We start from the raw sequence: 22614 nt of genomic DNA, 5'->3' as shown, positions 1-22614 counted from the left end.
TGGCCCTCATGCGACACGTCCGCGAGGTGCTGTTCGTCGTGGCCGTCACGGCGGCGCTGGTGCTCCTGACCTTCTGGGAGGGAGGTGGCCGGCTGCCCTCGGGGGCGGTGGTCGGTTCCCTGTGCGTCAGCCTGCCCTTGCTGCTGCGGCGCGTGCTGCCGTTGACGGGGGCGGTGCTGTCGGCGGTGGTGGGGTTGGGCGGTCTCGGTCTCCTGCCCGCGTGGCCGGGGATGCTGGTCACGATGGGCGCCTTCGCCGCCGCCGTCTACCACCGCGAGCGCGGGCCCGGGCTGGTGCTCGCGGTGTGCGGGTGCTGGGTCCTTGTCAGCGCGGTGATCGCGGGCAGCCCGGTGCGGGTCTTCACGATCACGGACCTGGTGGTGATGGGGGTGGCGCCGGTGGCGACCGGGTACGCGCTGCGCCTGCACCGGGAACGGGCGGAGCAGGCGTCGCGAATGCAGCGGGCCGAAGCCGACCGCGTGCTGGCGGAGGAACGGGCCCGGCTCGCGCGCGACGTGCACGACAGCGTCGGCCACCACCTCACCGCGATCCGCCTGCAGGCGACCGCGGCCCAGCGGGTGCTGGCCGGCGCGCCGCCCGTCGCCGATCGGGCGCTGGGGACCATCGCCGACCTGTCGCGGTCCGCGTTGGACGAGGTGCGGGACCTGCTGAGCACGCTGCGCGACGTGCCGTCCGGGATGGGACTGGCCGACGTGGACCGGGTGGCCGGGAGGCTGTCGGGACCGGATCGCCGGGTGACCGTGCGGCGGTCCGGTTCGGCTGCCGCCGTGCCGCCCGGCGTCGACCACACGGCGTTCCGGGTGGTGCAGGAGGCGTTGACCAACATCGCGCGTCATTCGACGGCCGGCGAGGTGGAGGTGTCGTTGCACCGGGATCGGGGGCGGTTGGTCGTGACGGTGGTCGACGACGGATCGGTGGCCGGTCCCGTCGAGGCCGAGGGCCAGGGGATGCGCGGGATGCGGGAGCGCGTGCGGCAGGTCGGTGGCACGCTCGCGGTCGGGCCGGGTGAGACGGGCGGGTGGCGGGTGCGGGCCGAGTTGCCGACGGGGAGGGCGGACCGGTGATCCGCGTGCTCGTCGCCGACGACCAGGCCGCCGTGCGGGAAGCGTTGCGGATGGTGCTGGACGGTGAGCCGGACATCGAGGTGGTCGGCGAGGCGGCCGGCGGTGCGGAAGCCGTCCACGTGGCGCTGACCCGGCGGCCGGACGTGGTCGTGATGGACTTGCGGATGCCGCACGGCGACGGGATTTCCGCGATCAGCCGGCTCGGCGCGGTGGAGCCGGGGCCGAAGATCCTGGCTCTGACGACCTTCGACCTGGACGAGTACCTGTTCGGTGCCTTGGCGGCGGGCGCGGGCGGTTTCCTGTTGAAGGACAGCGATCCCGCGCTGTTGTTGGCCGCGGTGCGCGGCCTGCACGAGGGTCGCGGCCTGATCGACCCGAAGGTGGCGGGCCGGCTCATCGCCCGCTTCGCGCAGCTGTCACCACGGCCCGCGCCCCGGGAGGTCGACCACCTCACGCCGCGTGAGCAGGAGGTGTTGGCGCACGTCGTGCGTGGGTTGAGCAACGCGGAGATCGCGGCGGCGCTGACCATCGAGGAGGGCACGGTGAAGACCCACGTGGCCCGGATCCTCACCAAGCTCGGCCTTCGGACGCGCGTGCACGCGGTGATCTACGCGTACGAGCATGGTCTCGTCCGGTGACCGTGGTCGGAACCGCACGGGCACGGGGCACGGGTATGGCCGCGACACCGGCGTGCGGAGGGTCGACGGGTGGATCGACTCGGCACGCAGCAGCCTCAAGACCGAGACCGCACGACGGATCGCCGAGGCGGCGACGACCCTCTCGCCGCTCGCCTGACGCGACCGGTAGCGGTCAGGTCGAGGCGCGGACGACCAGTTCGGTGGGGAGGATCGAGGCGGCCGGTGGTTCGCCTTGGATCTGCTCCAGCAGGAGGCGGACCATCTCGCGGGTGATGCGCTGGAACGGTTGCCGCACCGTGGTCAGCGCCGGGCGGGTGGAGGTGGCGATGCTGGAGTCGTCGAAGCCGCCCACGGCGACGTCGTCGGGCACGCGCCGGCCGGAGTCGTGCAGCACGTTCAGCGCACCCGCCGCCATCAGGTCGGACGCGACGAACACCGCGTCCAGGTCCGGCGCACGGTCCAGCAGGGTGGTCATGGCGGACTCGCCGCCGGCACGGCTGTAGTCGCCGTGCGCGATCAGGTCCGCGGTGGCGTCCGCACCCAGCACGTCCCGGTACCCGGCGAGCCGCTCCACGCCGCCGGGGGTGTCGGGCGGGCCGGTGATGGTGGCGATCCGCCGCCGTCCGCGCGAGCGCAGGTGCTCCACCATCTGCCGCGCACCCGAACGGTCGTCGGCCGCGGCGTAGGCGACCTGGCCCTCGTGGCCGATCGGCTTGCCGCAGGCCACGACCGGGATGCCCGAGTCGCGCAGCTCGTCCAGCAGCGGGTTGCCGGTGTGCGACGACACCAGCAGCACGCCGTCCACGTGACCCGCGGCGATGAACCGGCTGGTCCGCTTGCGCTCCACCTCGGTGCTGGCGGTCATGAGCAGCACGGGCACGTCCAGCTCGGCGAGCTCCTGCGTGCAGCCCTGGAGCAGGATGCTGAAGTTCGGGTCCTCGAACAGCCGCTGCTGCGGTTCGGTGAGCACGAACGCCACCGAGTGCGCCCGCTGCGTGACGAGGCTGCGCGCGGCCGGGTTGGCGACGTACCCGGTGGTCCGCACGGCCTTCAGCACGGCCTCCAACGCAGCCGGGCTGACGTTGCGCCCGCCGTTGAGCGCGCGCGACACCGTGCCGCGCGACACCCCCGCGGCGGCCGCCACGTCGTGGATGGTCGGCCGGTTCCGTGGCGCCCTGTTCCCGCTCATGACTCCCTCATGCTTTCACCGCTCCGGAGAGCAAGTCGATGCGCCAGTATCGCTGCAAGGTCAGGAACAGCGCGATCAGAGGCACCACCGACACCAGCGAACCGGTGACGACCAGGGTGTACAGCGCGGGCGTGGTGTTGCCCTGCTTGAGCATCGTGTAGAGCCCCAGCGTGACCGGGAACTTCCCGTCGTCGCCGAGCATGATGTAAGGCAGCATGAAGTTGTTCCAGATCGACACGAACTGGAACAGGAACACCGTGACCAGGCCCGGGACCATCATCGGCAACGCGATCGAGCCCAGGATCCGCGCCTCGCTCGCGCCGTCCGTGCGGGCCGCCTCCACCACGTCCTCGGGCACGGACGCGGCGGCGTAGATGCGGGCCAGGTAGATGCCGTACGGGCTGATCACGCTCGGCAGCAGCACGGACAGGTAGGTGTCGGTCAGGCCGATCTCCGCCATCAGCAGGTACTGCGGCACGGCCAGCACCACGGCGGGCACCAGCACGCCCGCGATCAGCGCGTTGAAGATCAACGCCCGACCCCGGAACGCGTACTTGGCCAGCGCGTACCCCGTGACGCCGGACAACGCCGCGGACAGCAGCGCGCCCACCCCCGCGTACAGGGCGGAGTTCGCCATCCACTGCCAGAACACGCCGCCGCGGTAGCCGTTCAGCTCACCGAGGTTCGCCACCAGCGACGACCCGACCGACAGCGTCGTCGTCGAGAACAGCTCACCGGTGCTCTTCGTCGCCGCGATCAGCACCCACGCCACCGGGAACAGGCAGTACGCCGCGCCCACCAGCAGCACGAACGTCGGCAACCCGCCCAGCCGCGCCCTCACCGCTCACCCCCGAACGCCCGCGACCGCGTCACCCGCAGCAGCGCGAACGAGATCACGAACATCACCACGGCGATCAGCACCGACGTCGCGGCGGCGGAGTAGAGGTCCCCGCGGCCGAACGCGTCCTGGTAGACCTTCATCAACGGCGTCCAGGTGAGCGAGAGCGAGTTGGTCAGCGGCGCCAGCGTGGTCGGCTCGGCGAACACCTGGAGCGTCGCGATGATCGAGAACAACGACGTCAGCACCAGCGCGGGCGCCAGCAGCGGGATCTTGATCCGCACCGCGACCTGCCACGGCGTGCAGCCGTCGATGCGGGCCGCCTCGTACAGGTCGCGCGGGATCGACCGCAACGCGGTGTAGAGGACGACCATGTTGTAGCCGACACCGCCCCACACCGCGATGTTGGCCAGCGCGAAGTAGATGCCGGTCGGCGAGAGCAGGTCCACGCCGGGCATCGACAGCGCCCGCAGCGCCTGGTTGAACGGGCTGGTGCCCGGCAGGTACAGGAACCCCCACAGCAACGACGCGATCACGCCCGGGACCGCGTACGGCAGGAAGATCGCGATCCGGCTGAACCCGCGGGCCCGCACCCGGTCCTCGTCCAGCAGCAGCGCGAACACCAGGGCCAGCCCCAGCATCGTCGGCACCAGGATCGCGCCGTAGCCGAGCACCCGCAGCGCGCCCGCGCCGAGTTCGGCGTCGGTGAGCGCGCGCACGTAGTTGTCCAGGCCGACGAAGACCTCGGACCGGCTGCCCTTGCCCAGCCCCAGCCCCTTGACCTCGGTGCGGAACAGGCTCAGGTACACCGTGTAGGCGATCGGCAGCGCGAACACCAGCAGGAACAACACCACCGCGGGGGCCACGAAGGCGTACGGCGCCACCTTCGGCGCCGCACCACCCCGCCCGGGCACACGAGTCGCCACGGGGTCAGCCGCCCACCGTGAACCCGTTGGCCTTCATGTCGTCCACGGTCGCGCTCTGCATCTTGGCCAGCGCGGGCACCAGGTCCGTGCCACCGCTGATCGCCTCACCCATCGCGTTCTTGTACGCGGTGTAGGTGACGTTGACGTTCGGGCCCCACGTGAAGCCGGACGAGGTGGCGGCGATCTTCGCGGCCTGGCTGTAGAAGTCCGGCTGGTTCGGGAAGAACGCGGGCGGCTGGGACTGCGACTGCTGCGCCGACGTCGCCGCCGGGTAGATGCCGCTCTCCTTGACCAGCGCCTCGACGGCGGTCGGGTCGGTGTTGAGCCAGATCGCGAACTCCGTGGCGGCCTTCTGCTTCTTCGAGCCCGCCGTCACGGCGGTGGTGGAGCCGCCCCAGTTGCCGGTGCGCGGCGCGGAGGCGTCCCACTGCGGCATCGGCGCCATCGCCCACTTGCCCGCCGTGCTCTCCGCGTTGCCCATGAGCACGCCCGGCGCCCACACCGCGCTCAGCCAGCCGATCTGCGTGCCGTCGTTGAGCGCCTTGTTCCACTCCGGCGTGTACATCGGGGACTTGTCGATCACGCCCTCGGCGATCAGGCCGCTCCAGTACTGCGCGACCTTCCTGGTCGCGGCGTCGTCCACGGAGACCTTCCACGCCTCGCCGTCGACCGACCACCACGACGCGCCCGCCTGCTGCACGAGGCCCGCGAACCAGCCCGGGTCGTTGGACGAGAACGTGCCGAGGAACTTGTCCGGCGCCTTGGCCCGCAGGTCACGCGCGGTCCGCGCGTACTCGTCCCAGGTCGTCGGCGCCTTGAGGCCGTACTGCTCGAACAGGTCGGCGCGGTAGTAGAACATCATCGGGCCGGAGTCCTGCGGCACGGCGTAGACGCCGCTGCCGCCCAGCGTGACCTGGTCCCAGATGCCGGGCGCGAACTTGTCCTTGGCGCCCGCCGCGCCCTCGGCGATGTCGGCCAGCACGTCGTTGCTGACCAGCGTCGGCAGCGCCTGGAACTCCACCTGCGCCAGGTCCGGCGGGTTGCCGCCCTTCGCGCTGGTCAGGAGCTTGGTCACCAGGTCGTCGCCCTGGGCCTGCTTGCTCACCACGACCTGAACGTCCGGGTGGGCCGCGTTCCACTTGTCGACGACCTTGTCGATGTTGGGCGCCCAGGCCCAGAAGGACAGTTCGACCGGGCCGTCGGCGGCCTCTTCGCCGCCACCGCCGCAGCCGGCGAGCAGGGTGAGGCCGAGTCCGAGTGCCAGGGCCTTCTTCGCGATGTCGAGTCGCATGAGGTCTCCGGGGGTTCCGCGTCGCTGACGCCGCTGCCAGCGAGAACCGCGCTGTGAACGTGCACAGTAGTTGTCTGGGCGTAACGCATGTCAACCACTTGACACCCTGTCTTATCTGCACCGTAATCTGCGATCAGACCGTGCACGTTCACAGCCACTGGAGTGTTCATGACGTTTGTGGTGCCTCGCCAGGCCGACGAGCGGGCCGCGGAGGACCCGGTCGCGCCGCGGATGCCGGTAGGCGTGGACGGGCTCGTCTACGGCGGGGACTACAACCCCGAGCAGTGGCCGGAGGAGGTGTGGGTCGAGGACGTCGCGCTGATGCGGCAGGCCGGGGTCAACCTGGTCAGCGTCGCGATCCACGCGTGGGCGGCGCTGGAGCCGCGGCCCGGCGAGTTCGACTTCGGCTGGCTGGACCGGCTGCTCGACCTGCTGCACGGCGCGGGCATCGCGGTCAACCTGGCCACGCCGACCGTCGTGCCGCCCGCGTGGCTCTACCGCGCGCACCCGGAGATCCGACCGGTCACCCGCGACGGCACGGAGCTCGAACGCGGGTCGCGCGCGACGTTCTGCCCGAGCGCACCCGCCTACCGCCAGGCCGCCGCGACCATCACCCGGCAGCTCGGCGCGCGCTACGGCGAGCACCCGGCCGTGGCGCTGTGGCACGTGCACAACGAGTACGGCGCACCGGTCGGCGCGTGCTACTGCCCCGAGTCGGCGGCGGCGTTCCGGCGCTGGCTGCGCGCCCGGCACGGCACGCTCGACGCGCTCAACGCGGCCTGGGGCACCAGCTTCTGGGGCCAGCGCTACGGCGAGTGGGCCGAAGTCGAGCCGCCGCGCCGGTCCGGCACCACCGGCAACCCGGCGCACGAGCTGGACTTCGCCCGGTTCTGCTCCGACGAGCTGCTGGCCTGCTACACGGCCGAGCGCGACGTCCTGCGCGCGCACTCGACCGTGCCGATCACCACGAACTTCATGACCACCAACTGCAAGTCGATCGACTACTGGCGCTGGGGCCGCGAGGTCGACGTGGTGGCCAACGACCACTACCTGACCGCCGAGGCCGACCGCAACCACATCGACCTGGCCATGTCGGCGGACCTGACCCGCGCGGTGGCGGGCGGGCGGCCGTGGATGCTCATGGAGCACTCCACCGGCGCGGTGAACTGGCAGCCGCGCAACATCGCCAAGCGACCCGGCGAGATGCGCCGCAACAGCCTGGCCCACGTGGCGCGCGGCGCGGACGCGGTGATGTTCTTCCAGTGGCGCGCTTCCCGCTTCGGCGCGGAGAAGTTCCACTCCGCGATGCTGCCCCACGCCGGCACGCGCAGCAGGCTGTGGCAGGAGGTCGTGCGGCTGGGCGGCGACCTCGGCGCGCTGCACGAGGTGCGCGGCAGCCTGGTGCGCGCCGACGTCGCCGTGCTGTGGGACTGGGAGTCGTGGTGGGCGCTGGAGCTGGACTGGCGGCCGTCGGTGGACCTGTCCTACCGGGAACGGGTCGGCGCGTTCTACGAGCGGCTGTGGGACGCCCGGCTGACGGTGGACTTCGTCGCGCCGGAGGCCGACCTGACCGGCTACCCGCTCGTGGTCGTGCCGTCGCTGTACCTGATGTCGACGGCGGCGGCGAAGGTGCTGCACGACTACGTGGCCGGCGGCGGCACGCTCGTCGTCTCGTACTTCTCCGGCATCGTCGACGCGAACGACACCGTGCACCCCGGCGGCCACCCCGGCGCGCTGCGCGACGTGCTCGGCCTGGAGGTGGAGGAGTTCCTGCCGCTGCGCGCCGGCGAGGAGGTCTCGCTGGACGGCGGGCTGCGCGGTGACGTGTGGGCCGAGCACGTCCGGCCGGCCGGCGCGGAGACCGTGCGCTCCTACCTGGACGGTCCGGCGGCGGGCGGTCCGGCGGTGACGCGGCACCGCCTCGGCGGGGGCACCGCCTGGTACGTCTCGACCCGGCTGCGCGGGGAGGCGCTCGACGCGGTGCTGAGCGACGTCTTCCCGGGCGCCGGCATCGAGGTGCGCGACGACCTGCCGCGCGACGTGGAGGTGGTGCGCCGCCGCGGCTCGGACGCCGACTACCTGTTCGTGCTCAACCACACCGACGCCGAGGTGCGGCTGGCCGCGTCCGGCACGGAGCTGCTCACCGGGCGGCACTGCGAGTCCGAGCTGATCGTCCCGGCGGGCGGCACGGCGGTGCTCAGGTCCTGAGCGCGGTGCGCCGGGGCCGTCCACGCGGGACGGCCCCGGTCAGCGCGCGGCGAGCCACCGGCCCCACGTGGTCCGGCGCACCTGCCGCTGCGGGTGCTCGGCCACGTGCAGCAGGAACTCCGCGCGCAGCCGCACGTCCGGGTCGTCGTCCGCGAGCAGGCTCCGCATCCGCTCGTGGAACCGGTCGTCCGCGATGTGCCGGACCAGCCGCGCGTACATCCAGTCCTTGCAGCGGTAGCGGCGGCGCAGCACGTCGGTGAGCAGGTCCGTCATCCGCGGCCGGATGGTCTCCGGCACGCCGCCCCTGGCGAGCGCGCGCAGCAACGACGCCTTGCGGCCCCACGCCGACCACAGGCGCGAGGCGGGGGCGCCCCACTCGTCCGGGTAACGCCCTTCCCAGACCAGGTAGAGCAGCACGAACGGCGCGTGCCGGTCCCGCAGCTCTTGGTCCTCGCCCCACGCCGACGCGGTGAGCTCCATGATCGTCTGCCCGTGGTGGTACCGGAAGGCGGCACGGGCCTGGTCCATCTCGGCGGCCAGGTGCGGCTCGCTCGGCGCGGGCGTGCCCGCCCGCGCCCACACGTCGTTCGACCACCGCAGGGCGTCCGCCGCCGCCTTGATCAACGCTTGGTGCCGGGCCAGGGCCTCCCGGCGGACGTCGTCGTCGCGCGACGCCAGGCCCCACACCCACGATGGGTCTCCCACGAACTCCGTCGCCACGGACGTGATCCTCGCACCTACTACCCCCTCGTACGCGGTACTGCGCATTCCGTAGTACCCTCGTTCGCACACCACCGGGAGAGGCGCATGGACACCAGCCAACTGCTCAAGGGGGTGCTGGACCTCGCCGTCCTTGCCGTGCTGCGCAAGGAGGACGGGTACGGCTACGACGTGCTGCGCAGGCTCCGCCAGGGCGGCTTGGACGGCGTCGGCGACGCGTCGGTCTACGGCACCCTGCGCCGGCTCTACAACGCCGGGCTGCTCACGTCGTACGTCGTGCCGAGCGAAGAGGGCCCGCACCGCAAGTACTACAGCCTCAACGAGCCGGGCCGGGAACGGCTGCTCGAATCGGGCAAGACCTGGAAGTCGTTCGCGCGGACGTTGGACGACCTGTTGGGGGAGGGTGCATGAGCACGCAGACGAACACCGAGGTCAAGCACTACCTGGACGCCATGCGCGACGCGCTGGCCGACCTGCCCCCGGCCGAGGTCGCCGAGATCATGGACGACGCGGGCGCGCACGTGGTCGAGGTCGCCGAGGAGATGGGCGACGAGTTCTCGGCCGCGGCCCTGATCGACCGGCTCGGCACACCGCGCGCGTACGCCGAGGAACTGCGCGTCGCGGCGGGGTACCCCTCCCCCTCGTCGGCCGCGGCGGGCGGCGGCGACCGGTCGACGGTGCTCGCCAGGTTCGCGCTGTGGAGCCTGCTGGCCGCCACGGTCGTGGCGTTCGGCTTCGCCGTCACCGACGGCGACATCGTGGAGGCGGCCTTCCTCTTCGGCCTCTGCGGCGCGGCCGCCATCGTGGTGGTGTTCCGGCAGAACGGCCTGGTGGCGCAGATCGCGACGCTGCCGGAGACCGTGGCCGCCAAGGACGCGCTGACCCGCACCGGGCAGTCCGACCTGCGCCGGTGGTTCGCGTCGCTGCGCCCGTTCCAGGCGGTGTGGTGGATCATCCGCGCGCTGCTGATCGGCTTGGGCGGCGTGCTGGTCTACCGGTCGGACATCACCTTCTGGCCGGCCGTGGCGCTGGCCGCGGTGTCGCTGGTGGCCGGCCCGAAGGCGAGGACCGACCGCCGGTGGTTGTGGATCACCCTGCCCGCGACCGGGTTCGCCCTCGGCGTCCTGCTGCTGTTCCTCGGCAAGGTGGTGTCCGTGTTCGCCATCTACCCGCTCAGCACCGCGCCGGTCTCGTACCAACCGGCGCAGCAGGTCCGCGAGAACGTCTACGTGTTCGACAAGGACGGCAAGCCGCTCACCGACGTCCACCTCTACGACGAGGACGGCCGCCCGCTGAACGCGCTGTGGTACGGCTGCGACGGCGAGAGCCGTGACGACAACCGCTACCCCCGGCCCCGCGTGGTCCACGACCAGACCGGCTGCCACGAGGAGACGGGCGTCCCCTTCACCGTCGTGATGCCGACCGTGCCTACCAGCACGACCACCCCACCGTCGTCGGTCACCCCGTCGCCCTCCACGACGACGACCGCGCCGACGACGGTGACGACCACGGGCTGACGCGACGGCGCCCCGTCACCAGGGGGTTGGCGGGGCGGTCGAGTCGCGGACGACCAGGTCGGTGGCCAGTTCGACCCGGTCGGAGGCCGGTGTGCGGCCGGCGATCAGGTCGGCCAGCATCCAGCCCGCCTGCAGGCCCATCGCGGCCAGCGGTTGGCGCACGGTGGTCAGGGCCGGGGTGCCGCGGCGGGCCGCCGGGAGGTCGTCGAAACCGACGACGCTGAGGTCCGCGGGCACCGACAGGCCCGCGGCGCGGGCGGCTTCGACCACGCCCAGGGCCTGCTCGTCGTTGGCAGCGAAGACCGCCGTCGGACGGTCGGGCAGGCGCAGCAGCTCGGCCGCCTCCCGCCGGCCGCCCTCGCGGGTGAAGTCCGCGTGCCGGACCAGGGCGGGGTCGGGCGCGATGCCGGCGCGGCCGAGGGCGAAGCGGTAGCCGTCCACCCGGGCACGGCTGCACAGCACGTCACGCGGGCCGCCCACGACGCCGATCCGCCGGTGCCCGAGCGACAGCAGGTGCTTCACCGCCGTGACGCCGCCCGCCCGGTTGGTGGCCGCGACGCTCAGCAGGTCCGGCGTGGCCGCGTCGACCGGGTCGATGTGCACCAGCGGCACGCCGGCGCGCGCGAGCACCCGTTCCTCGGCCACGCTGATCGGGCACGTCACCAGCAGCACGCCGGCGCGCCGCGCCTCGACCAGGTCGGTCGCCCACGACGCGCCGCGACCACCGGCCGAGGACATCACCACGTCCAGCCCGGAGTCGACGACGCCCCGCATCACCTCCATGGCCCACGCGCTGTTCAGCGCGGGGAACACCAGCTCCACCAGGGGCGCGGCGGGACGCGGCCGGTCACTCCGCGCCCGGTGCACGAGGCACGTGCGTTCGAGGATCCTCAGCGCGCTCACGGCTCCGACACTATCGGAAATCATGCGAAACACAACGAAGCTCTGAGCTGCACCGATTCACCAGGGACTCCGAACAACGGCGACTCGGCACCCCGAAGGCGCGATAGGCTTTCGCAAAAGTTTCGAAAGGCGGGGGCAGCCGGCAGAATCCCTCACCGTCCGAAGTCGACGGTGGGAGGCAACGCGGTGAAGTACCTGATGCTGATCTACGGCAACGAGCAGGTCTGGAACAGCGTGGACGCGGAGGAGTTCGCCAAGCTGGTCGCCGACGTGGACGCGTTCAACGCCGACCTGCGGGAGTCCGGCGAGCTGGTCGACTCGCAGGGCCTGGTGCCCCGCCCGCGGTCGGTGCGCATGGCCGGTGACGCGCCCGTCGTCACCGACGGCCCGTACCTGGAGGCCAAGGAGTACGTCGGCTCCTACTTCGTGGTCGACGTCGACAGCGAGCAGCGGGCGATGGAGATCGCGGCCTCCTACCCGGCCCTGCGCTACAGCCGCGGCCTGGGCGGCGGGCTCGAGGTGTGGCCCCTGATGCGGCACGGCGGCGACGACCTTTGACCGCCGTCGACCACCTCCTGCGCACGTTGACGCCGCAGGTGCTCGGCATCCTCGTGCGCCGGCACGGCGACTTCGCGCGGTGCGAGGACGCCGTGCAGGAGGCGCTGATCAACGCCGCCGGCACGTGGTCGCGCGACGGCGTCCCCGAACACCCCCTCGGCTGGCTCACCACGGTCGCCGCTCGCCGCTACGTGGACCTGGTGCGCTCCGACGCCGCGCGGGAACGCCGCGAGCAGGCGCTGTTCGACGCCGTGCCGCGCGACGAGCTGCTCGCGCCGCCGCCGGACGCCGAGCCCGCGCGCGACGACCTGCTGGAACTGCTGTTCCTGTGCTGCCACCCCGCGCTCACGGCGCCGTCCCAGATGGTGCTGACCCTGCGGGCCGTCGCCGGGCTGACCACCGCCGAGATCGCCGCCGCGTTCCTGGTGCCGGAGAAGACGATGGGCCAGCGGATCTCCCGCGCCAAGCAGCGGCTGCTGGAGGCGGGCGCGCGGTTCGAGCCGCCCGCCGACCGCGACCGGGCGCCGGCGGTCGTGCTGCACGTGCTCTACCTGCTGTTCAACGAGGGCTACAGCGCCAGCGCCGGTCCGCGGCTGCGCCGTCCCGACCTCACCGAGCAGGCGGTGCGGCTGACCCGGGAGCTGCACGAGCGGCTGCCCGACTCCGGCGAGACGGCGGGCCTGCTGGCGTTGATGCTGCTGACCGAGGCCCGCGGCGCGGCCCGCACCGGCCCGGACGGGGTGCTGGTCCCGTTGGCCGAGCAGGACCGGTCGCGATGGGACCGCGCGGCGATCGCCGAGGGCGCCGGGTTGGTGACCCGCAGCCTGGCGACCCACCCCGTCGGCCCGTACCAGGTGCAGGCGGCGATCGCGGCCGTGCACAGCGAGGCGGCCACGGCCGAGGACACCGACTGGCCCCAGATCCTCGCGCTGTACGACGTGCTGGAACGCCTCGCGCCCAGCTCGGTCACCGCGCTGAACCGGGCCGTCGCCCTCGGTGAGGTGCGCGGTCCCCGTGCCGCCCTGGACGTGGTCGCGGAACTGGAGCGCGGCGTCCTGGCCGGCAACCACCGGCTGCTCGCCGTGCGGGGGCACCTGCTCGAACGGGACGGTGACCGCACCGCCGCGAGCGAGGCGTTCCGGCAGGCCGCACGGCTCGCGGGCAACGTCGCCGAGCAGCGGTTCCTCCTCCTGCGGGCGGCCCGATGCGCCGCCGCGAAAAATTCTTCCGCGCCGATGTAGAAGTCGCGTCGCCGGCTCCGATCCCCTCCCGAGCGACCCCGCCGGGCGTCGCCGGGAGGAAGGAACGCAGCCATGACCAAGGTGACCGCGCAGCTGTCGGTGTCCCTCGACGGCTTCTACGCCGGACCGCGGCACGAGGGCGGCGGCGACTGGCTGGGCTCCGCGGAGGCCGCGGCGTTCTTCCGCGTCACCCGCTGGGCGATCAGCGCGATGGCGTGGCGGGAGCGGCAGGGCATCGCGGGCGGCGAGCAGGATGTCGACTCCGACGTCATCCGGGAGAGCTTCGAGGCCGCCGGCGCGTACGTGATGGGCCGGCGCATGGCCGACGGCGGCGAGGTGCCGTGGGGCGAGGAGCCGCCGTTCCGCGCACCGGTCTTCGTGGTGACCCACCGGCCGCGCCAGACCCTGGAGCGCAAGGGCGGCACCAGCTTCACCTACGTGACCGACGGCGTCGAGAGCGCGGTGGCGCGGGCGAAGGCCGCCGCCGGCGGCAAGGACGTCGCGATCGCCGGCGGCGGCTCGCTGGTCCGCCAGGTCATGGCCGCGGGCCTGCTGGACGAGCTGGAGCTCCACATCGTGCCGGTCGTGCTCGGCGAGGGCCTCCGGCTGCTGGACGCCGACCTCGGGTTGGGGCACAAGGAAGGCATCGAGCTGACGCCGACGCGGGTGCTGCACACCCCCGGCGTCACCCACATCCGCTACACGGTCGAGGGCCGCGCCCCGCTCGTCCTGGACGACCGGGGACGCGGCAACTGACGCTCCGGTGCGGCGGGGCAGCTCCCCCGCCGCACCGGACAGGGGTCTACCCGAACGTGACGACCAGGCGGCCGTCCGAGGCGTAGGACCAGCGCAGCGCGCCACCGTAGGAGGCGCAGCGGGAGCCGTTCGTGCCGCTCCAGAACTGGTTGGTGCTGCCGACGCTGCCGACGGTCTTGTCGTTGGTGCCGCTGCCGCTGCGGCAGGACGTGTTGCCGCTGAACACCGAGGAGCCGCCGTCGAAGCTGAAGTTGCGCTCGGCGTTGTCGATGCTGACGTTGTCGGACACGGTCATCGTGCCGAGGTTGCGGTTGTAGGTGAAGCCGTGCTTGCCGTTGTCGTAGGCGATGTTGCGGCGGATGACGTGGTTGACGCCGATGTCCTCGCCGCCGAGCTTGTAGCCGTTGCGGTCGCCGTTGCCGGCCTGGCCGCCGTTGCTCAGCGTGCCGTTCTCGTAGGCCAGGGAGTCCTCGATGGTCACCGCGCCGATCGGGCCGGTGTCGGTCTTGGTGTAGAGGTCCCAGCCGTCGTCGATGTTGTTGTGCGCCACGGCGTAGCGGAACACGTTGCCGGGTCCGGAGGTGAGCTTCGCGGCGAACCCGTCGGCGTCCTCGCCGTCGGAGTCGGCGTTGTCGTGCGACTCCGCGCTCAGGATCAGGTTGTTGGCCGGCCACTGGTCCTTGGGCGTGGTGGACAGCATCCGCGACAGCTGCAGCCCGGTGTCGCGGTTGAAGCGCGTGACCGTGCGCTCGAAGACGTTGTTGCTGCCGCCGATGAAGATGCCGTTGTCACCGGCCCGCTCGACCACGATGCCGCGCACGTGCCAGTAGTTGCCGTTGACCGCCAGGCCGCGGTTGGCCGGGTCCTCCGCCTGGGCGGAGAAGTTCAGCACCGGGGTCTCGCCCGGGTAGGCGAACAGCTCGGTGCGGTCGCCCGAGGCGCCGTTCTTGCCCTGCGGGATGGTGACGGTCTGCGTGAAGCGGTAGGTGCCGCCGCGCATCAGGATCGTGCCGCCGGCCGTGATGCGGCTGATCGCCGAGGTGAGCGTGGTCGGGTCGGCCTGCGTGCCGGCCGCGCCGTCGGTGCCGTTCGGCGACACGTACAGCGCCGAGGCCGGCGGCTGGGACGTGGTCGTGGTGGTCGTCGTCGTGGTCGTGGTGGTGCTCGTGGTCGTGCTGGTGGTGGTCGTCGTCGTGCCGGTGGCCGGGGTGAACGCCCACTGCTTGGAGACGACGCTGTCGCAGGAGTTCTGCTGCACCAGGGCGCCGATCGCGGTGGAGCTGTCCTTGACGTTCATGCACTTGCCGCCGTTGGCGTTGACCACGCGGTAGTTGCCGCCGCTCGCCGTCACCGCCCAGACCTGGCTGGAGCCGCCCGTGCACGTCTGCTGCTGGATCGCCTTGCCCGCGCTGGTCGACGCGTCCTGCACGCCGACGCACAGGCCGGTCGCGGCCGACGTGATCCGGAACCCGCCGCTGACCGCGGTCAACGTCCACCGCTGGGCCGCGACGTCACCGCACGCCTGCTGCCGCAGCTGCACGCCGCTGGTCGACCCGGCGGCGTCGAGGCAGTGCCCGCTGGCGGCGTTCTTCACGGTGTAGGTGCCCGCGCCGACCGCCGCTTGCGCGGACGTGGCGAGCGGCCACGCCGCGAGCGTGGCCGCCAGGGCGACCACGGCGCCCACCGCGGCCACACCACCGCGGACGGCCCGCGGTCGTACAGCCCGCGTCGCTGCGGGCTGCTCCGATGTGCTCATGCCGACTCCACTTCCGAAACGATTCCGGCGGCCACCGCAGACTTCTCGCGCACGACCGAAAGCGGCGAACACCTCGCCGATTCACAAATATGACCACCGGGCAGGGAAAGCTATTTCACTTCGGATGCTAGGAGCTGCGGCACATCCGGTCAACGCCGCGGATTCGCTTTTCCACCCGAAATACGCGCTGGTCACACTCGTGAACAAATTCGACCCGAAACCGGTCATGAATGTGAACGTACGACGTTCGGTGAAACGCCGCTGCCCCCTGTCGACCGCGGTCGGCAGGGGGCAGCGGGAACGAGCGCCCGGTCAGCGCGTCGTGCAGAGCTTTCCGTTCAGGAAGTACTTCACCGGTCGCACGTTCGGGCCCTGGTAGCTCCCGACGAACCCGGCGGTGGTCGACGCGCCCGGCGCCAGGGTCGCGGTGTTGGCCACGGACACCTGGTAGCCGGTCTGGGCCCAGGTGGCGTTCCAGCCGCTGGAGACCTGCTGCCAGGTGGTGGGCCAGGTGTAGGTCAGCGTCCACCCGGCGACGGGCGTCGTGCCGGTGTTGGCGATCTCGAGCTCGGCCACGAAACCGTTGCCCCAGTTGGTGCTCTCCCGGTAGGTCACCGCGCACGTCGACGTGGCCGGGGTGCCCGTGGTGAAGGTCAGCGGCGGCGAGGACCACGACACCTTGCCGGCGTTGTCGCGCGCGACCAGGTTGACCGTGTACTTCGTCCCGGGCATGAGGTTGGCCGCGGTGAAGGTGGTGCCGATCGTCTCGCCCCACTGATCGGTGCTCGCGCCGTTGGCCCGGTGCACCTCGTACTTCACGCCGGCGGGCGGCGCGGGCCAGGACAGCGTGGCGGTGCGGTCGGTGACCGAGTCCACCACCGGGCGGGCGGGTGCGGCCGGACCGGTCGCGGAACCGTTCGGCTTGAGCACGAGGGTGGTGATCGAGTACGGCGGCAGCGTCGCCGTGGACGACGAGCCGGTCGTGGTCGAGATGCCGGTGTCGCCGTTGGCGAAGGTCAGCACGGTCGCGTCGGCGGCGGCCGAGTAGCCCGCGAACCGCAGGTCGACGGTCTTGGCGGCGTCCGGGTCCTGGTTGATCAGCATGACCGCGAGGCCGCCGTCGGGCCGCCGGGCCGCGTGGCTGCGCACCAGCGGGTCGGTGGAGGTGGTCGTGACGAGCTGGTCGCCGGGGCGGGCGAAGCGGGACACCATCGAGATCGCGTGGTAGGGCGCGAACGGGGTGTTCAGCGCGGGCTGGCACACCGTGCCGTCGGCGGTGCAGTTGCCACTGGAGAGCAGGCCGTAGTCATCGTAGTCGGGGTGGCCCGCGATCTCGCGGACCTGGCCGATGCCGTTGTGGACGTTCCACCAGTCCACGTTGAACACGCCCTGGCCGATCATCGTCGCGTAGGCGTCGGCGGCGAACAGCGCGCCCGGCTGGGTGTTGCGGCCGTAGGAGGTGTTCACCTCGGTCAGCGCGATGCCGAGGTCCTTGCCCGCCAGGCGGCGCGACTGCTCGCGCACCAGGGCGACCTGGTCGCTCACCCGGTCGGTCTTGGCCAGCACCTGCGCCGCGGTGTCACCGCTCGGGTACCAGTGGATGATGCCGAAGTCGACCACGGGACCGGCGATCGACAGCACGACCTCGTTCCACGACGCGGAGTCGCCCGCCGCCGTGATGCCGTCGGGCCACTCGCCCGGCGTGGTCAGCACCGCGCCGATCTTGATGGTCGGGTCGACCGCCTTCATGGCCGTGGCGTAGTCGCGGACGAGGGTGGCGTAGTAGGTCGGGCTCTTGTCCGGGTGGTGGTCGGCCTCCCAGCCGGAGCCGTAGTGGCCGTTGCCGTAGTTCTCGTTGCCGATCTCCCAGTACTTCACGCCGTAGCGCTTCTCGACGTTGGCGTAGCGGACCCAGGCCGCCGCCTCCTCCGCCGTGCCGGTGCCGTAGTTGGCGGTGACGATCGCCTGCCCGCCGGCCCTCCGGACGCCGCCCATGAACGTGTCGAAGTCGGTGTTGGGCGCCACGTACCCGCCGGGCGCGGTGTGGTCGGCCCAGTGGTAGATGTCCGAGTACGACCCGCCCGGGTAGCGCATCGCCTTGACGCCCGCGTCCTTGAGCAGGTCGGCGACGGCGTCGCTGCCGAGGTGGGTGTCCCAGATGGCGTGGTTGACCCCGGTGGCGGCCTCGTGCACCACCTCCAACCCCGCCCTGGTGTTCACCGTGACGGTGGCGGCGGCGTCGGCCTGCGCCGGCGAGCCGGTGGTCAGCACGACTTGGGCGACGACGAGCGCGGCGAGGGCCGGCAGCACGACGGGACGCGGTCTCATGGGGAATTCCTCATCGACGGTGATGATCTGGGAGCGCTCCCAAACTGTGCGGCGCGCCCTGGGACTTGTCAATGACCAGGATCGAAGCGCTTCGCCACCGTCATCGAACGTCGTACAACCGGCCTACCGCCCCCTCTGCCGCTTCGCCCAACGGGACGCGTCCGTCAACCGCGGGCGGTCGCCGTGACCCCGCCGCTCGCGCCCATGCGAGAACGGTCGGCCGCCACCTGCCCGCGTGCGCCGACCAGGACCTCGTGCACGTCTCGACCAGGGAAGGGATGGTGCCGATGCTGCGGGAGAAAGCGCCGGCCGAAGCATTGGCCCACGCGGCGGACCTCGCCGATGGTGCGGTCGATTCCGCCGAGCAGCCGCGCGCCTCCCTGCCTCCGGTGTCCTGGGACCGAGTGCGGCGTTGTCTTCGATCAGGCCGCGTCGCAGCGGCCGAGTCGGTCCTCGCGCATCGACCGATCGGTTGATCGTCGGCCGGCCCCGGCGGATGCGCGCGATCGGTCGGACCGTCGATCCGCGCCCACCCGTCCGCACCCGAGGCTGGGCCCATGACTCACACGACTGCCGCGGTGGGGCCGGTTTCCGCCGGGGAACGGGTGCTCGCGCCCGACCTGGCCCGAGGCCTCATGCTCGCCCTCATCGCGCTGGCCAACTCCGTGCCCTACCTCTACGGCCGCCAGTACGGCGTGCGCCAGCACATCGTCGAGCACGGCCTGCTCGACCGGCTCGCCGGCGTCCTCAACGTGACCTTCGTCGGCGGCCGCGCGTACCCCCTGTTCGCCGCCCTCTTCGCCTACGGCGTCGTGCACTCCTACCGGCGCCGGCGCGAAGCCGGGGTGGACGACCGCGAGGCCAAGAGGCTGCTGCGGCGGCGCAACCGTTGGCTGATCGTGTTCGGCGCGGTGCACGTGGTCCTGCTGTTCCCCGGCGACATCCTGATCAGCTACGGGATCCTGGGTTTCCTCGTCCTCGGCTGGCTGCGGGCGTCGGACCGCAAGCTGCTCGTCGCCGCCGGGCTGTGGCTGGTCGTCGTGGCGTTGGTGCAGGGCGCGTCCGAGCTGGCGCCGGCGACCGGCGGGCGGCACCACTTCCTCTCCTTCGAGACCGCGGACCCCGTCGAGGCGGCGGTCCTGCGACCGGCGGAGTGGCTCCTGACGCCGTTCGGGATGATCGGCGTCGGCAGCGCCGCCCTGATCGGCACCTGGGCGGCCAGGCGCACCGTGCTCACCGACCCGGCCGCGCACCGCCCCCTGCTGGTCCGCACCGCCGTGATCGGGCTGGCGGTGGCCGTGGCGGGCGGGTTGCCGATCGCCTTGGCGGTGGGCGGGTTCTGGCACCCGACGGCCCCGATCACGCTGTGGGGCATCGCGGCGCTGCACGCGGTGACCGGTGTCGCCGGCGGTCTCGGGTACGCGGCGCTCATCGCGTTGGCGGCGGTCCGCCTCGACCGGCGGCGGGGACCGGTCGTGCGGCTGCTCGAAGCCGGCGGCCAGTACTCGCTGAGCTGCTACCTGTTCCAGTCCGTGGTGTTCGTGGCGCTGCTGGTGCCGTACACGCTGGGGCTCGGCGCGACGCTCGGCACCGCCGGGCTCTCCCTGGTCGCGCTCGGCACGTGGCTGGTCTCACTGCTCCTCGCCGCACTGCTCCGGCGCACGGGGAGGCGTGGCCCGGCGGAGGCCTTGTTGCGCCGCCTGACTTATCGCCGTGCGGCGGCGAAGATGTCGGCGTGACGACGGTGGACGAACGGCTGGGCTTGTTGCGGGAACGGCGGTGGAACCAGACGTGGGCGTTGGCCCCGCTCGGCCTGCTGCTCCTGGCGTGCGCGGTGTCGGTGGCGACCGACCCGCGCGGCTGGGCGCACCACGCGGTCACGCTCGCCATCGCCGCCGGGCTCGCGGTGTGGCACTGGTGGTTCGTGGTGGCGCACCCGCAGTGGTGGGACCGCTGGGTGTGGGCGATGGCCGCGTACTTCGTGGGCATGCTCGCGTTCAGCTGCGCCTTGGTGGTGCGCAGCGACGCGTTCCTGATGTTCGTCCCCATGTGCTACGTGCTCGCGTTCGTCGCCCTGCCCGGGTGGCGCGCGTACGCGGGCGTGATGGCGGCGAACGTCCCGTTCCTGCTGGTCTCCGGAACCGACGTGCGCCAGTCGCTGATCAACATCGCCCTGGGCACGCCGCTGGCGGCGCTGATCGGCGGCGTCATCAGGGCCATGGAGCGGGAGGCGATCCGCCGCCGGGAGACCAACGCCGAACTGGTCGCCGTGGCCGCGGAGAACGCCCGGCTGCACGGCCTCCTGGTCGAGCAGGCCAGGGCCGCCGGTGTCGCCGGCGAACGCGCGCGGCTCGCGCGGGAGATCCACGACACCGTCGCCCAAGGGCTGACCGGGATCGTCACGCAACTGGAGGCGATCGACGAGCACGCCGTCCCGCCGGGCCCGGTGCGCGCCCGGCTGGAGATCGCCGGTGAGCTGGCGCGCACCAGCCTGGTGGAGGTCCGGCGCTCGATCGAGGCGCTGCGACCAGGACCGCTGCAGGACGCCCGCCTGGGCGACGCCGTGCGGCAGGCCGTGACGACGTGGCGCGACCAGTACGGCGTGCCGGCCGCGTTCACCGTGACCGGCACGCCCCAGCCGCTGCACTCGGAGGTCGAGGTGACCGTCCTGCGCGCCGCCCAGGAAACCCTGTCCAACGTGGGCCGGCACGCGCTGGCCGGGCGGGTGGACGTCACGCTGTCCTACATGGAGGACGTGGTCGTGTTGGACGTGCGTGACGACGGGACCGGGTTCACGCCCGGGGAGGACGGCGGCTTCGGGCTCACCGCGCTGCGGGAACGGGTGCGCGCGTTGGCAGGCGGCGTCGACATCGAGTCCGCGCCGGGCGGCGGCACGGCGGTCAGCGTCACCGTCCCGGCGATCGGGGTGGACCGGTGACGCCGCTGCGGCTGGTGGTCGTCGACGACCACCCGGTGGTGCGCGACGGGCTGCGCGGGATGCTCGGCACGCAGCCGGACCTGGAGGTCGTCGGCGAGGCCGCCTCCGGGACCGAGGCGCTGACCGTGGTGGCCGCGGCCCGGCCGGACGTCGTGCTGACCGACCTGCGGCTGCCCGACCCCAGCGGCGGCGTGCTGATCCGGATGCTCCTGGACCGAGTCCCGAGCACCCGGGTCCTGGTGCTCACCACCCACGACACCGACTCGGACGTGCTGCCGGCCATCGAGGCGGGCGCGATCGGCTACCTGCTCAAGGACGCGCCGCGCGAGGAGCTGTTCCGGGCCGTGCGCGCCGCCGCGCGTGGCGAGACCGTGCTGGCGCCGTCCGTCGCCGCCCTCCTGCTCGCCCGCATCCGGCCCGCGCGCCCGCTGACCGAGGCACGGCTGAGCGCGCGCGAGCGCGAGGTGCTCGCGCTCGTGGCCGAGGGGAAGACCAACCGCGAGGCCGCCGCCCGCCTCTACATCAGCGAGGCCACGGTGAAGACCCACCTGCTCCACATCTACGCCAAGCTGGAGGTCACCGACCGCGCCTCGGCGGTGGCCGCCGCGTACCGGCGGGGCGTCCTGGACGGGTGAACTACGCCTCGTCGTCGAACCGCGCGCGGGCGCGTTCGACGTCGGCCATGTTGACGGTGGTCCAGCGCAGCAGCGCGTCGATCAGGTCTTGCAGCGTCGTCCCGAGGGGCGTGATGCGGTACTCGACGGCGATCGGCCGCGAGCTGATCAGGACGCGCTCGACCATCCCGTTGCGCTCCAGGCGCCGCAGCGTCGCGGTGAGCGACTTCTGCGTCACGACCGGGATCGCCCGGCGCAGCTCGTTGAAGCGCGAGGGACGCCCGCACAGCTGGTCGAGCACCTGCAACGACCACTTGTCGAGCACCTGGTCGAGCAGCTCGCGGTGCGGCGCGGCGATCTGAGGGCTCCCGGAGGCCGGCTCGGTGGTTTCCTGCATGACACCTAGTCTCGTTGAAGTTCCCTTCGTGTACCAGGTAGACCTTGGATACCACCAACTACCAGCGTGAAGGACTTCCCGTGACCGTGCGGTTGCTGACCCCCGAGGGCATGTTCCAGCCCGTCCCCTACCACCACGTCTCGATCGGCACGGGCACCCGCCACGTGCACGTCGCCGGCCAGATCGCGCGGGACGCCGAGGGGAACCCGGTCGCGACCGGCGACCTCACCGGCCAGGTCGCCCAGTCCCTCCGCAACACCGCGCGCGGCCTGGCCGGCGCGGGCGCGGACTTCTCCGACGTCGTGCGGCTGAGGTTCTTCGTCACGCACTGGAGCCCGGAGAAGATGGACGACTTCATGGCGGGCATCGCCGAGGTCGCGGACGAGCTGGGGATCCCCCGCCCGTTCCCGCCCGTGTCGCTCATCGGCGTCGACTACCTGTTCGAGCCGGACGTGCTGGTCGAGGTCGAGGCGTTCGCGGTCCTCGACTGACCGGCGAACCGCAGTCCACAAAGGACTTTCGACGCGAGATCGCCCGCTGACCTGGTGGCGCTGGTCAGCGGGCGATCACGCCGAGGAGGACCTACCGGGCGATGGCGTAGGCGCTGGAGCCGGGGGGGGGGGGGGGGGGGGGCCGGGGGGGGGGGCGGCGGGGGGGCGGGGCCGAGCGGAGGCGCGGGGGGGGGGGGAAGGAGGGGGGGTTTGGGGTGAA

General features: G+C 72.3%; 21 protein-coding genes. 12 read left to right on the top strand and 9 right to left on the bottom strand.

The window, feature by feature from the left end:
• The first annotated feature begins 8 nt into the window (after positions 1-8).
• The gene (locus tag AB0I91_RS14540; protein WP_499637119.1) at positions 9-1085 is read left to right on the top strand and encodes a sensor histidine kinase; all 1077 of its coding nucleotides are present in this window, start codon (positions 9-11) and stop codon (positions 1083-1085) included.
• Entirely contained in the window at positions 1082-1723 is a 642-nt protein-coding gene (locus AB0I91_RS14535; protein ID WP_499637117.1) for a response regulator transcription factor, read from the top strand. Before AB0I91_RS14540 ends, AB0I91_RS14535 begins: the two co-directional genes overlap by 4 nt.
• A 172-nt stretch (positions 1724-1895) precedes the next feature.
• Here the strand turns inward: AB0I91_RS14535 and AB0I91_RS14530 are convergent, their stop codons facing one another.
• Genes AB0I91_RS14530 through AB0I91_RS14515 form a run of 4 tightly spaced genes read right to left on the bottom strand, consistent with a single transcriptional unit; the run spans position 1896 to position 5967 of the window.
• A complete protein-coding gene (locus AB0I91_RS14530; protein WP_499637115.1) occupies positions 1896-2912 on the bottom strand; it encodes a LacI family DNA-binding transcriptional regulator in 1017 nt (338 codons plus the stop codon).
• 7 nt (positions 2913-2919) lie between these two features.
• Positions 2920-3753, bottom strand: a complete 834-nt coding sequence (locus AB0I91_RS14525) for a carbohydrate ABC transporter permease (RefSeq protein WP_499617569.1) — start codon at positions 3751-3753, stop codon at positions 2920-2922.
• A complete protein-coding gene (locus tag AB0I91_RS14520; RefSeq protein ID WP_498786451.1) occupies positions 3750-4676 on the bottom strand; it encodes a carbohydrate ABC transporter permease in 927 nt (308 codons plus the stop codon). Before AB0I91_RS14520 ends, AB0I91_RS14525 begins: the two co-directional genes overlap by 4 nt.
• A 4-nt stretch (positions 4677-4680) precedes the next feature.
• Positions 4681-5967 carry an ABC transporter substrate-binding protein gene (locus tag AB0I91_RS14515; RefSeq protein WP_499637113.1) on the bottom strand — a complete coding sequence of 429 codons (1287 nt, stop codon included), beginning with the start codon at positions 5965-5967 and terminating at the stop codon, positions 4681-4683.
• Between the two features lie 168 nt (positions 5968-6135).
• On the opposite strand from AB0I91_RS14515, the gene AB0I91_RS14510 reads away from it, so the two are divergent.
• A complete protein-coding gene (locus tag AB0I91_RS14510) occupies positions 6136-8175 on the top strand; it encodes a beta-galactosidase (protein WP_499637111.1) in 2040 nt (679 codons plus the stop codon).
• Positions 8176-8214: 39 nt separating this feature from the next.
• Here AB0I91_RS14510 and AB0I91_RS14505 read toward each other — a convergent pair whose 3' ends face one another.
• Positions 8215-8895: a hypothetical protein gene (locus AB0I91_RS14505; RefSeq protein ID WP_498786458.1), complete on the bottom strand. Its 681-nt coding sequence runs from the start codon at positions 8893-8895 to the stop codon at positions 8215-8217.
• Positions 8896-8982: 87 nt separating this feature from the next.
• Between AB0I91_RS14505 and AB0I91_RS14500 the strand changes: the two genes are divergently transcribed.
• Both AB0I91_RS14500 and AB0I91_RS14495 read left to right on the top strand, forming a co-directional pair.
• Positions 8983-9306: a PadR family transcriptional regulator gene (locus AB0I91_RS14500; protein ID WP_123743866.1), complete on the top strand. Its 324-nt coding sequence runs from the start codon at positions 8983-8985 to the stop codon at positions 9304-9306.
• Entirely contained in the window at positions 9303-10412 is a 1110-nt protein-coding gene (locus tag AB0I91_RS14495) for an HAAS signaling domain-containing protein (protein WP_499637109.1), read from the top strand. Before AB0I91_RS14500 ends, AB0I91_RS14495 begins: the two co-directional genes overlap by 4 nt.
• A 15-nt stretch (positions 10413-10427) precedes the next feature.
• On the opposite strand, the gene AB0I91_RS14490 is transcribed toward AB0I91_RS14495, so the two are convergent.
• Positions 10428-11315, bottom strand: a complete 888-nt coding sequence (locus AB0I91_RS14490) for a substrate-binding domain-containing protein (RefSeq protein WP_499617557.1) — start codon at positions 11313-11315, stop codon at positions 10428-10430.
• 186 nt (positions 11316-11501) lie between these two features.
• On the opposite strand from AB0I91_RS14490, the gene AB0I91_RS14485 reads away from it, so the two are divergent.
• From AB0I91_RS14485 to AB0I91_RS14475, 3 genes are all read left to right on the top strand, one after another.
• Entirely contained in the window at positions 11502-11873 is a 372-nt protein-coding gene (locus tag AB0I91_RS14485) for a YciI family protein (protein ID WP_498786463.1), read from the top strand.
• Positions 11870-13114 (top strand): RNA polymerase sigma factor, encoded by a 1245-nt coding sequence (locus AB0I91_RS14480; RefSeq protein WP_499637107.1) that lies wholly within the window; start codon positions 11870-11872, stop codon positions 13112-13114. The genes AB0I91_RS14485 and AB0I91_RS14480 overlap by 4 nt, the downstream gene beginning before the upstream one ends.
• Positions 13115-13186: 72 nt before the next feature.
• Complete coding sequence (locus tag AB0I91_RS14475; RefSeq protein ID WP_498786466.1) at positions 13187-13870, top strand: dihydrofolate reductase family protein; 684 nt, start codon at positions 13187-13189, stop codon at positions 13868-13870.
• 46 nt (positions 13871-13916) lie between these two features.
• Here AB0I91_RS14475 and AB0I91_RS14470 read toward each other — a convergent pair whose 3' ends face one another.
• Together AB0I91_RS14470 and AB0I91_RS14465 are read right to left on the bottom strand one after the other, a co-directional pair.
• Positions 13917-15626, bottom strand: coding sequence for an RICIN domain-containing protein (locus AB0I91_RS14470; protein ID WP_499637105.1), 1710 nt, complete (start codon positions 15624-15626; stop codon positions 13917-13919).
• A gap of 312 nt (positions 15627-15938) precedes the next feature.
• Positions 15939-17954 (bottom strand): cellulose binding domain-containing protein, encoded by a 2016-nt coding sequence (locus AB0I91_RS14465; protein ID WP_499637104.1) that lies wholly within the window; start codon positions 17952-17954, stop codon positions 15939-15941.
• Positions 17955-18511: 557 nt separating this feature from the next.
• On the opposite strand from AB0I91_RS14465, the gene AB0I91_RS14460 reads away from it, so the two are divergent.
• Genes AB0I91_RS14460 through AB0I91_RS14450 form a run of 3 tightly spaced genes read left to right on the top strand, consistent with a single transcriptional unit; the run spans position 18512 to position 21527 of the window.
• The gene (locus AB0I91_RS14460) at positions 18512-19693 is read left to right on the top strand and encodes a DUF418 domain-containing protein (RefSeq protein WP_499617551.1); all 1182 of its coding nucleotides are present in this window, start codon (positions 18512-18514) and stop codon (positions 19691-19693) included.
• Positions 19690-20892, top strand: a complete 1203-nt coding sequence (locus tag AB0I91_RS14455; protein ID WP_499617549.1) for a sensor histidine kinase — start codon at positions 19690-19692, stop codon at positions 20890-20892. The genes AB0I91_RS14460 and AB0I91_RS14455 overlap by 4 nt, the downstream gene beginning before the upstream one ends.
• Positions 20889-21527: a response regulator gene (locus tag AB0I91_RS14450; protein WP_499617547.1), complete on the top strand. Its 639-nt coding sequence runs from the start codon at positions 20889-20891 to the stop codon at positions 21525-21527. Before AB0I91_RS14455 ends, AB0I91_RS14450 begins: the two co-directional genes overlap by 4 nt.
• A 1-nt stretch (position 21528) precedes the next feature.
• Here the strand turns inward: AB0I91_RS14450 and AB0I91_RS14445 are convergent, their stop codons facing one another.
• Positions 21529-21903, bottom strand: a complete 375-nt coding sequence (locus AB0I91_RS14445; RefSeq protein WP_498785483.1) for a winged helix-turn-helix transcriptional regulator — start codon at positions 21901-21903, stop codon at positions 21529-21531.
• A gap of 80 nt (positions 21904-21983) precedes the next feature.
• Between AB0I91_RS14445 and AB0I91_RS14440 the strand changes: the two genes are divergently transcribed.
• Positions 21984-22394 (top strand): RidA family protein, encoded by a 411-nt coding sequence (locus AB0I91_RS14440; RefSeq protein WP_498785485.1) that lies wholly within the window; start codon positions 21984-21986, stop codon positions 22392-22394.
• Positions 22395-22614: the final 220 nt, after the last annotated feature.

It is taken from the genome of Actinosynnema sp. NPDC049800 (assembly GCF_040656635.1).
Taxonomy (GTDB): domain Bacteria; phylum Actinomycetota; class Actinomycetes; order Mycobacteriales; family Pseudonocardiaceae; genus Actinosynnema.
Note: the sequence above shows the minus strand (reverse complement) of the source record. Positions and strands in the feature narration are given on the sequence as shown.

Coding starts and splice junctions, on each gene's coding strand:
- AB0I91_RS14540 (WP_499637119.1), top strand. CDS start 9: ATGCGACACGTCCGCGAGGTGCTGTTCGTCGTGGCCGTCACGGCGGCG.
- AB0I91_RS14530 (WP_499637115.1), bottom strand. CDS start 2,912: ATGAGCGGGAACAGGGCGCCACGGAACCGGCCGACCATCCACGACGTG.
- AB0I91_RS14515 (WP_499637113.1), bottom strand. CDS start 5,967: ATGCGACTCGACATCGCGAAGAAGGCCCTGGCACTCGGACTCGGCCTC.
- AB0I91_RS14510 (WP_499637111.1), top strand. CDS start 6,136: ATGACGTTTGTGGTGCCTCGCCAGGCCGACGAGCGGGCCGCGGAGGAC.
- AB0I91_RS14500 (WP_123743866.1), top strand. CDS start 8,983: ATGGACACCAGCCAACTGCTCAAGGGGGTGCTGGACCTCGCCGTCCTT.
- AB0I91_RS14495 (WP_499637109.1), top strand. CDS start 9,303: ATGAGCACGCAGACGAACACCGAGGTCAAGCACTACCTGGACGCCATG.
- AB0I91_RS14475 (WP_498786466.1), top strand. CDS start 13,187: ATGACCAAGGTGACCGCGCAGCTGTCGGTGTCCCTCGACGGCTTCTAC.
- AB0I91_RS14470 (WP_499637105.1), bottom strand. CDS start 15,626: ATGAGCACATCGGAGCAGCCCGCAGCGACGCGGGCTGTACGACCGCGG.
- AB0I91_RS14465 (WP_499637104.1), bottom strand. CDS start 17,954: ATGAGACCGCGTCCCGTCGTGCTGCCGGCCCTCGCCGCGCTCGTCGTC.
- AB0I91_RS14460 (WP_499617551.1), top strand. CDS start 18,512: ATGACTCACACGACTGCCGCGGTGGGGCCGGTTTCCGCCGGGGAACGG.
- AB0I91_RS14445 (WP_498785483.1), bottom strand. CDS start 21,903: ATGCAGGAAACCACCGAGCCGGCCTCCGGGAGCCCTCAGATCGCCGCG.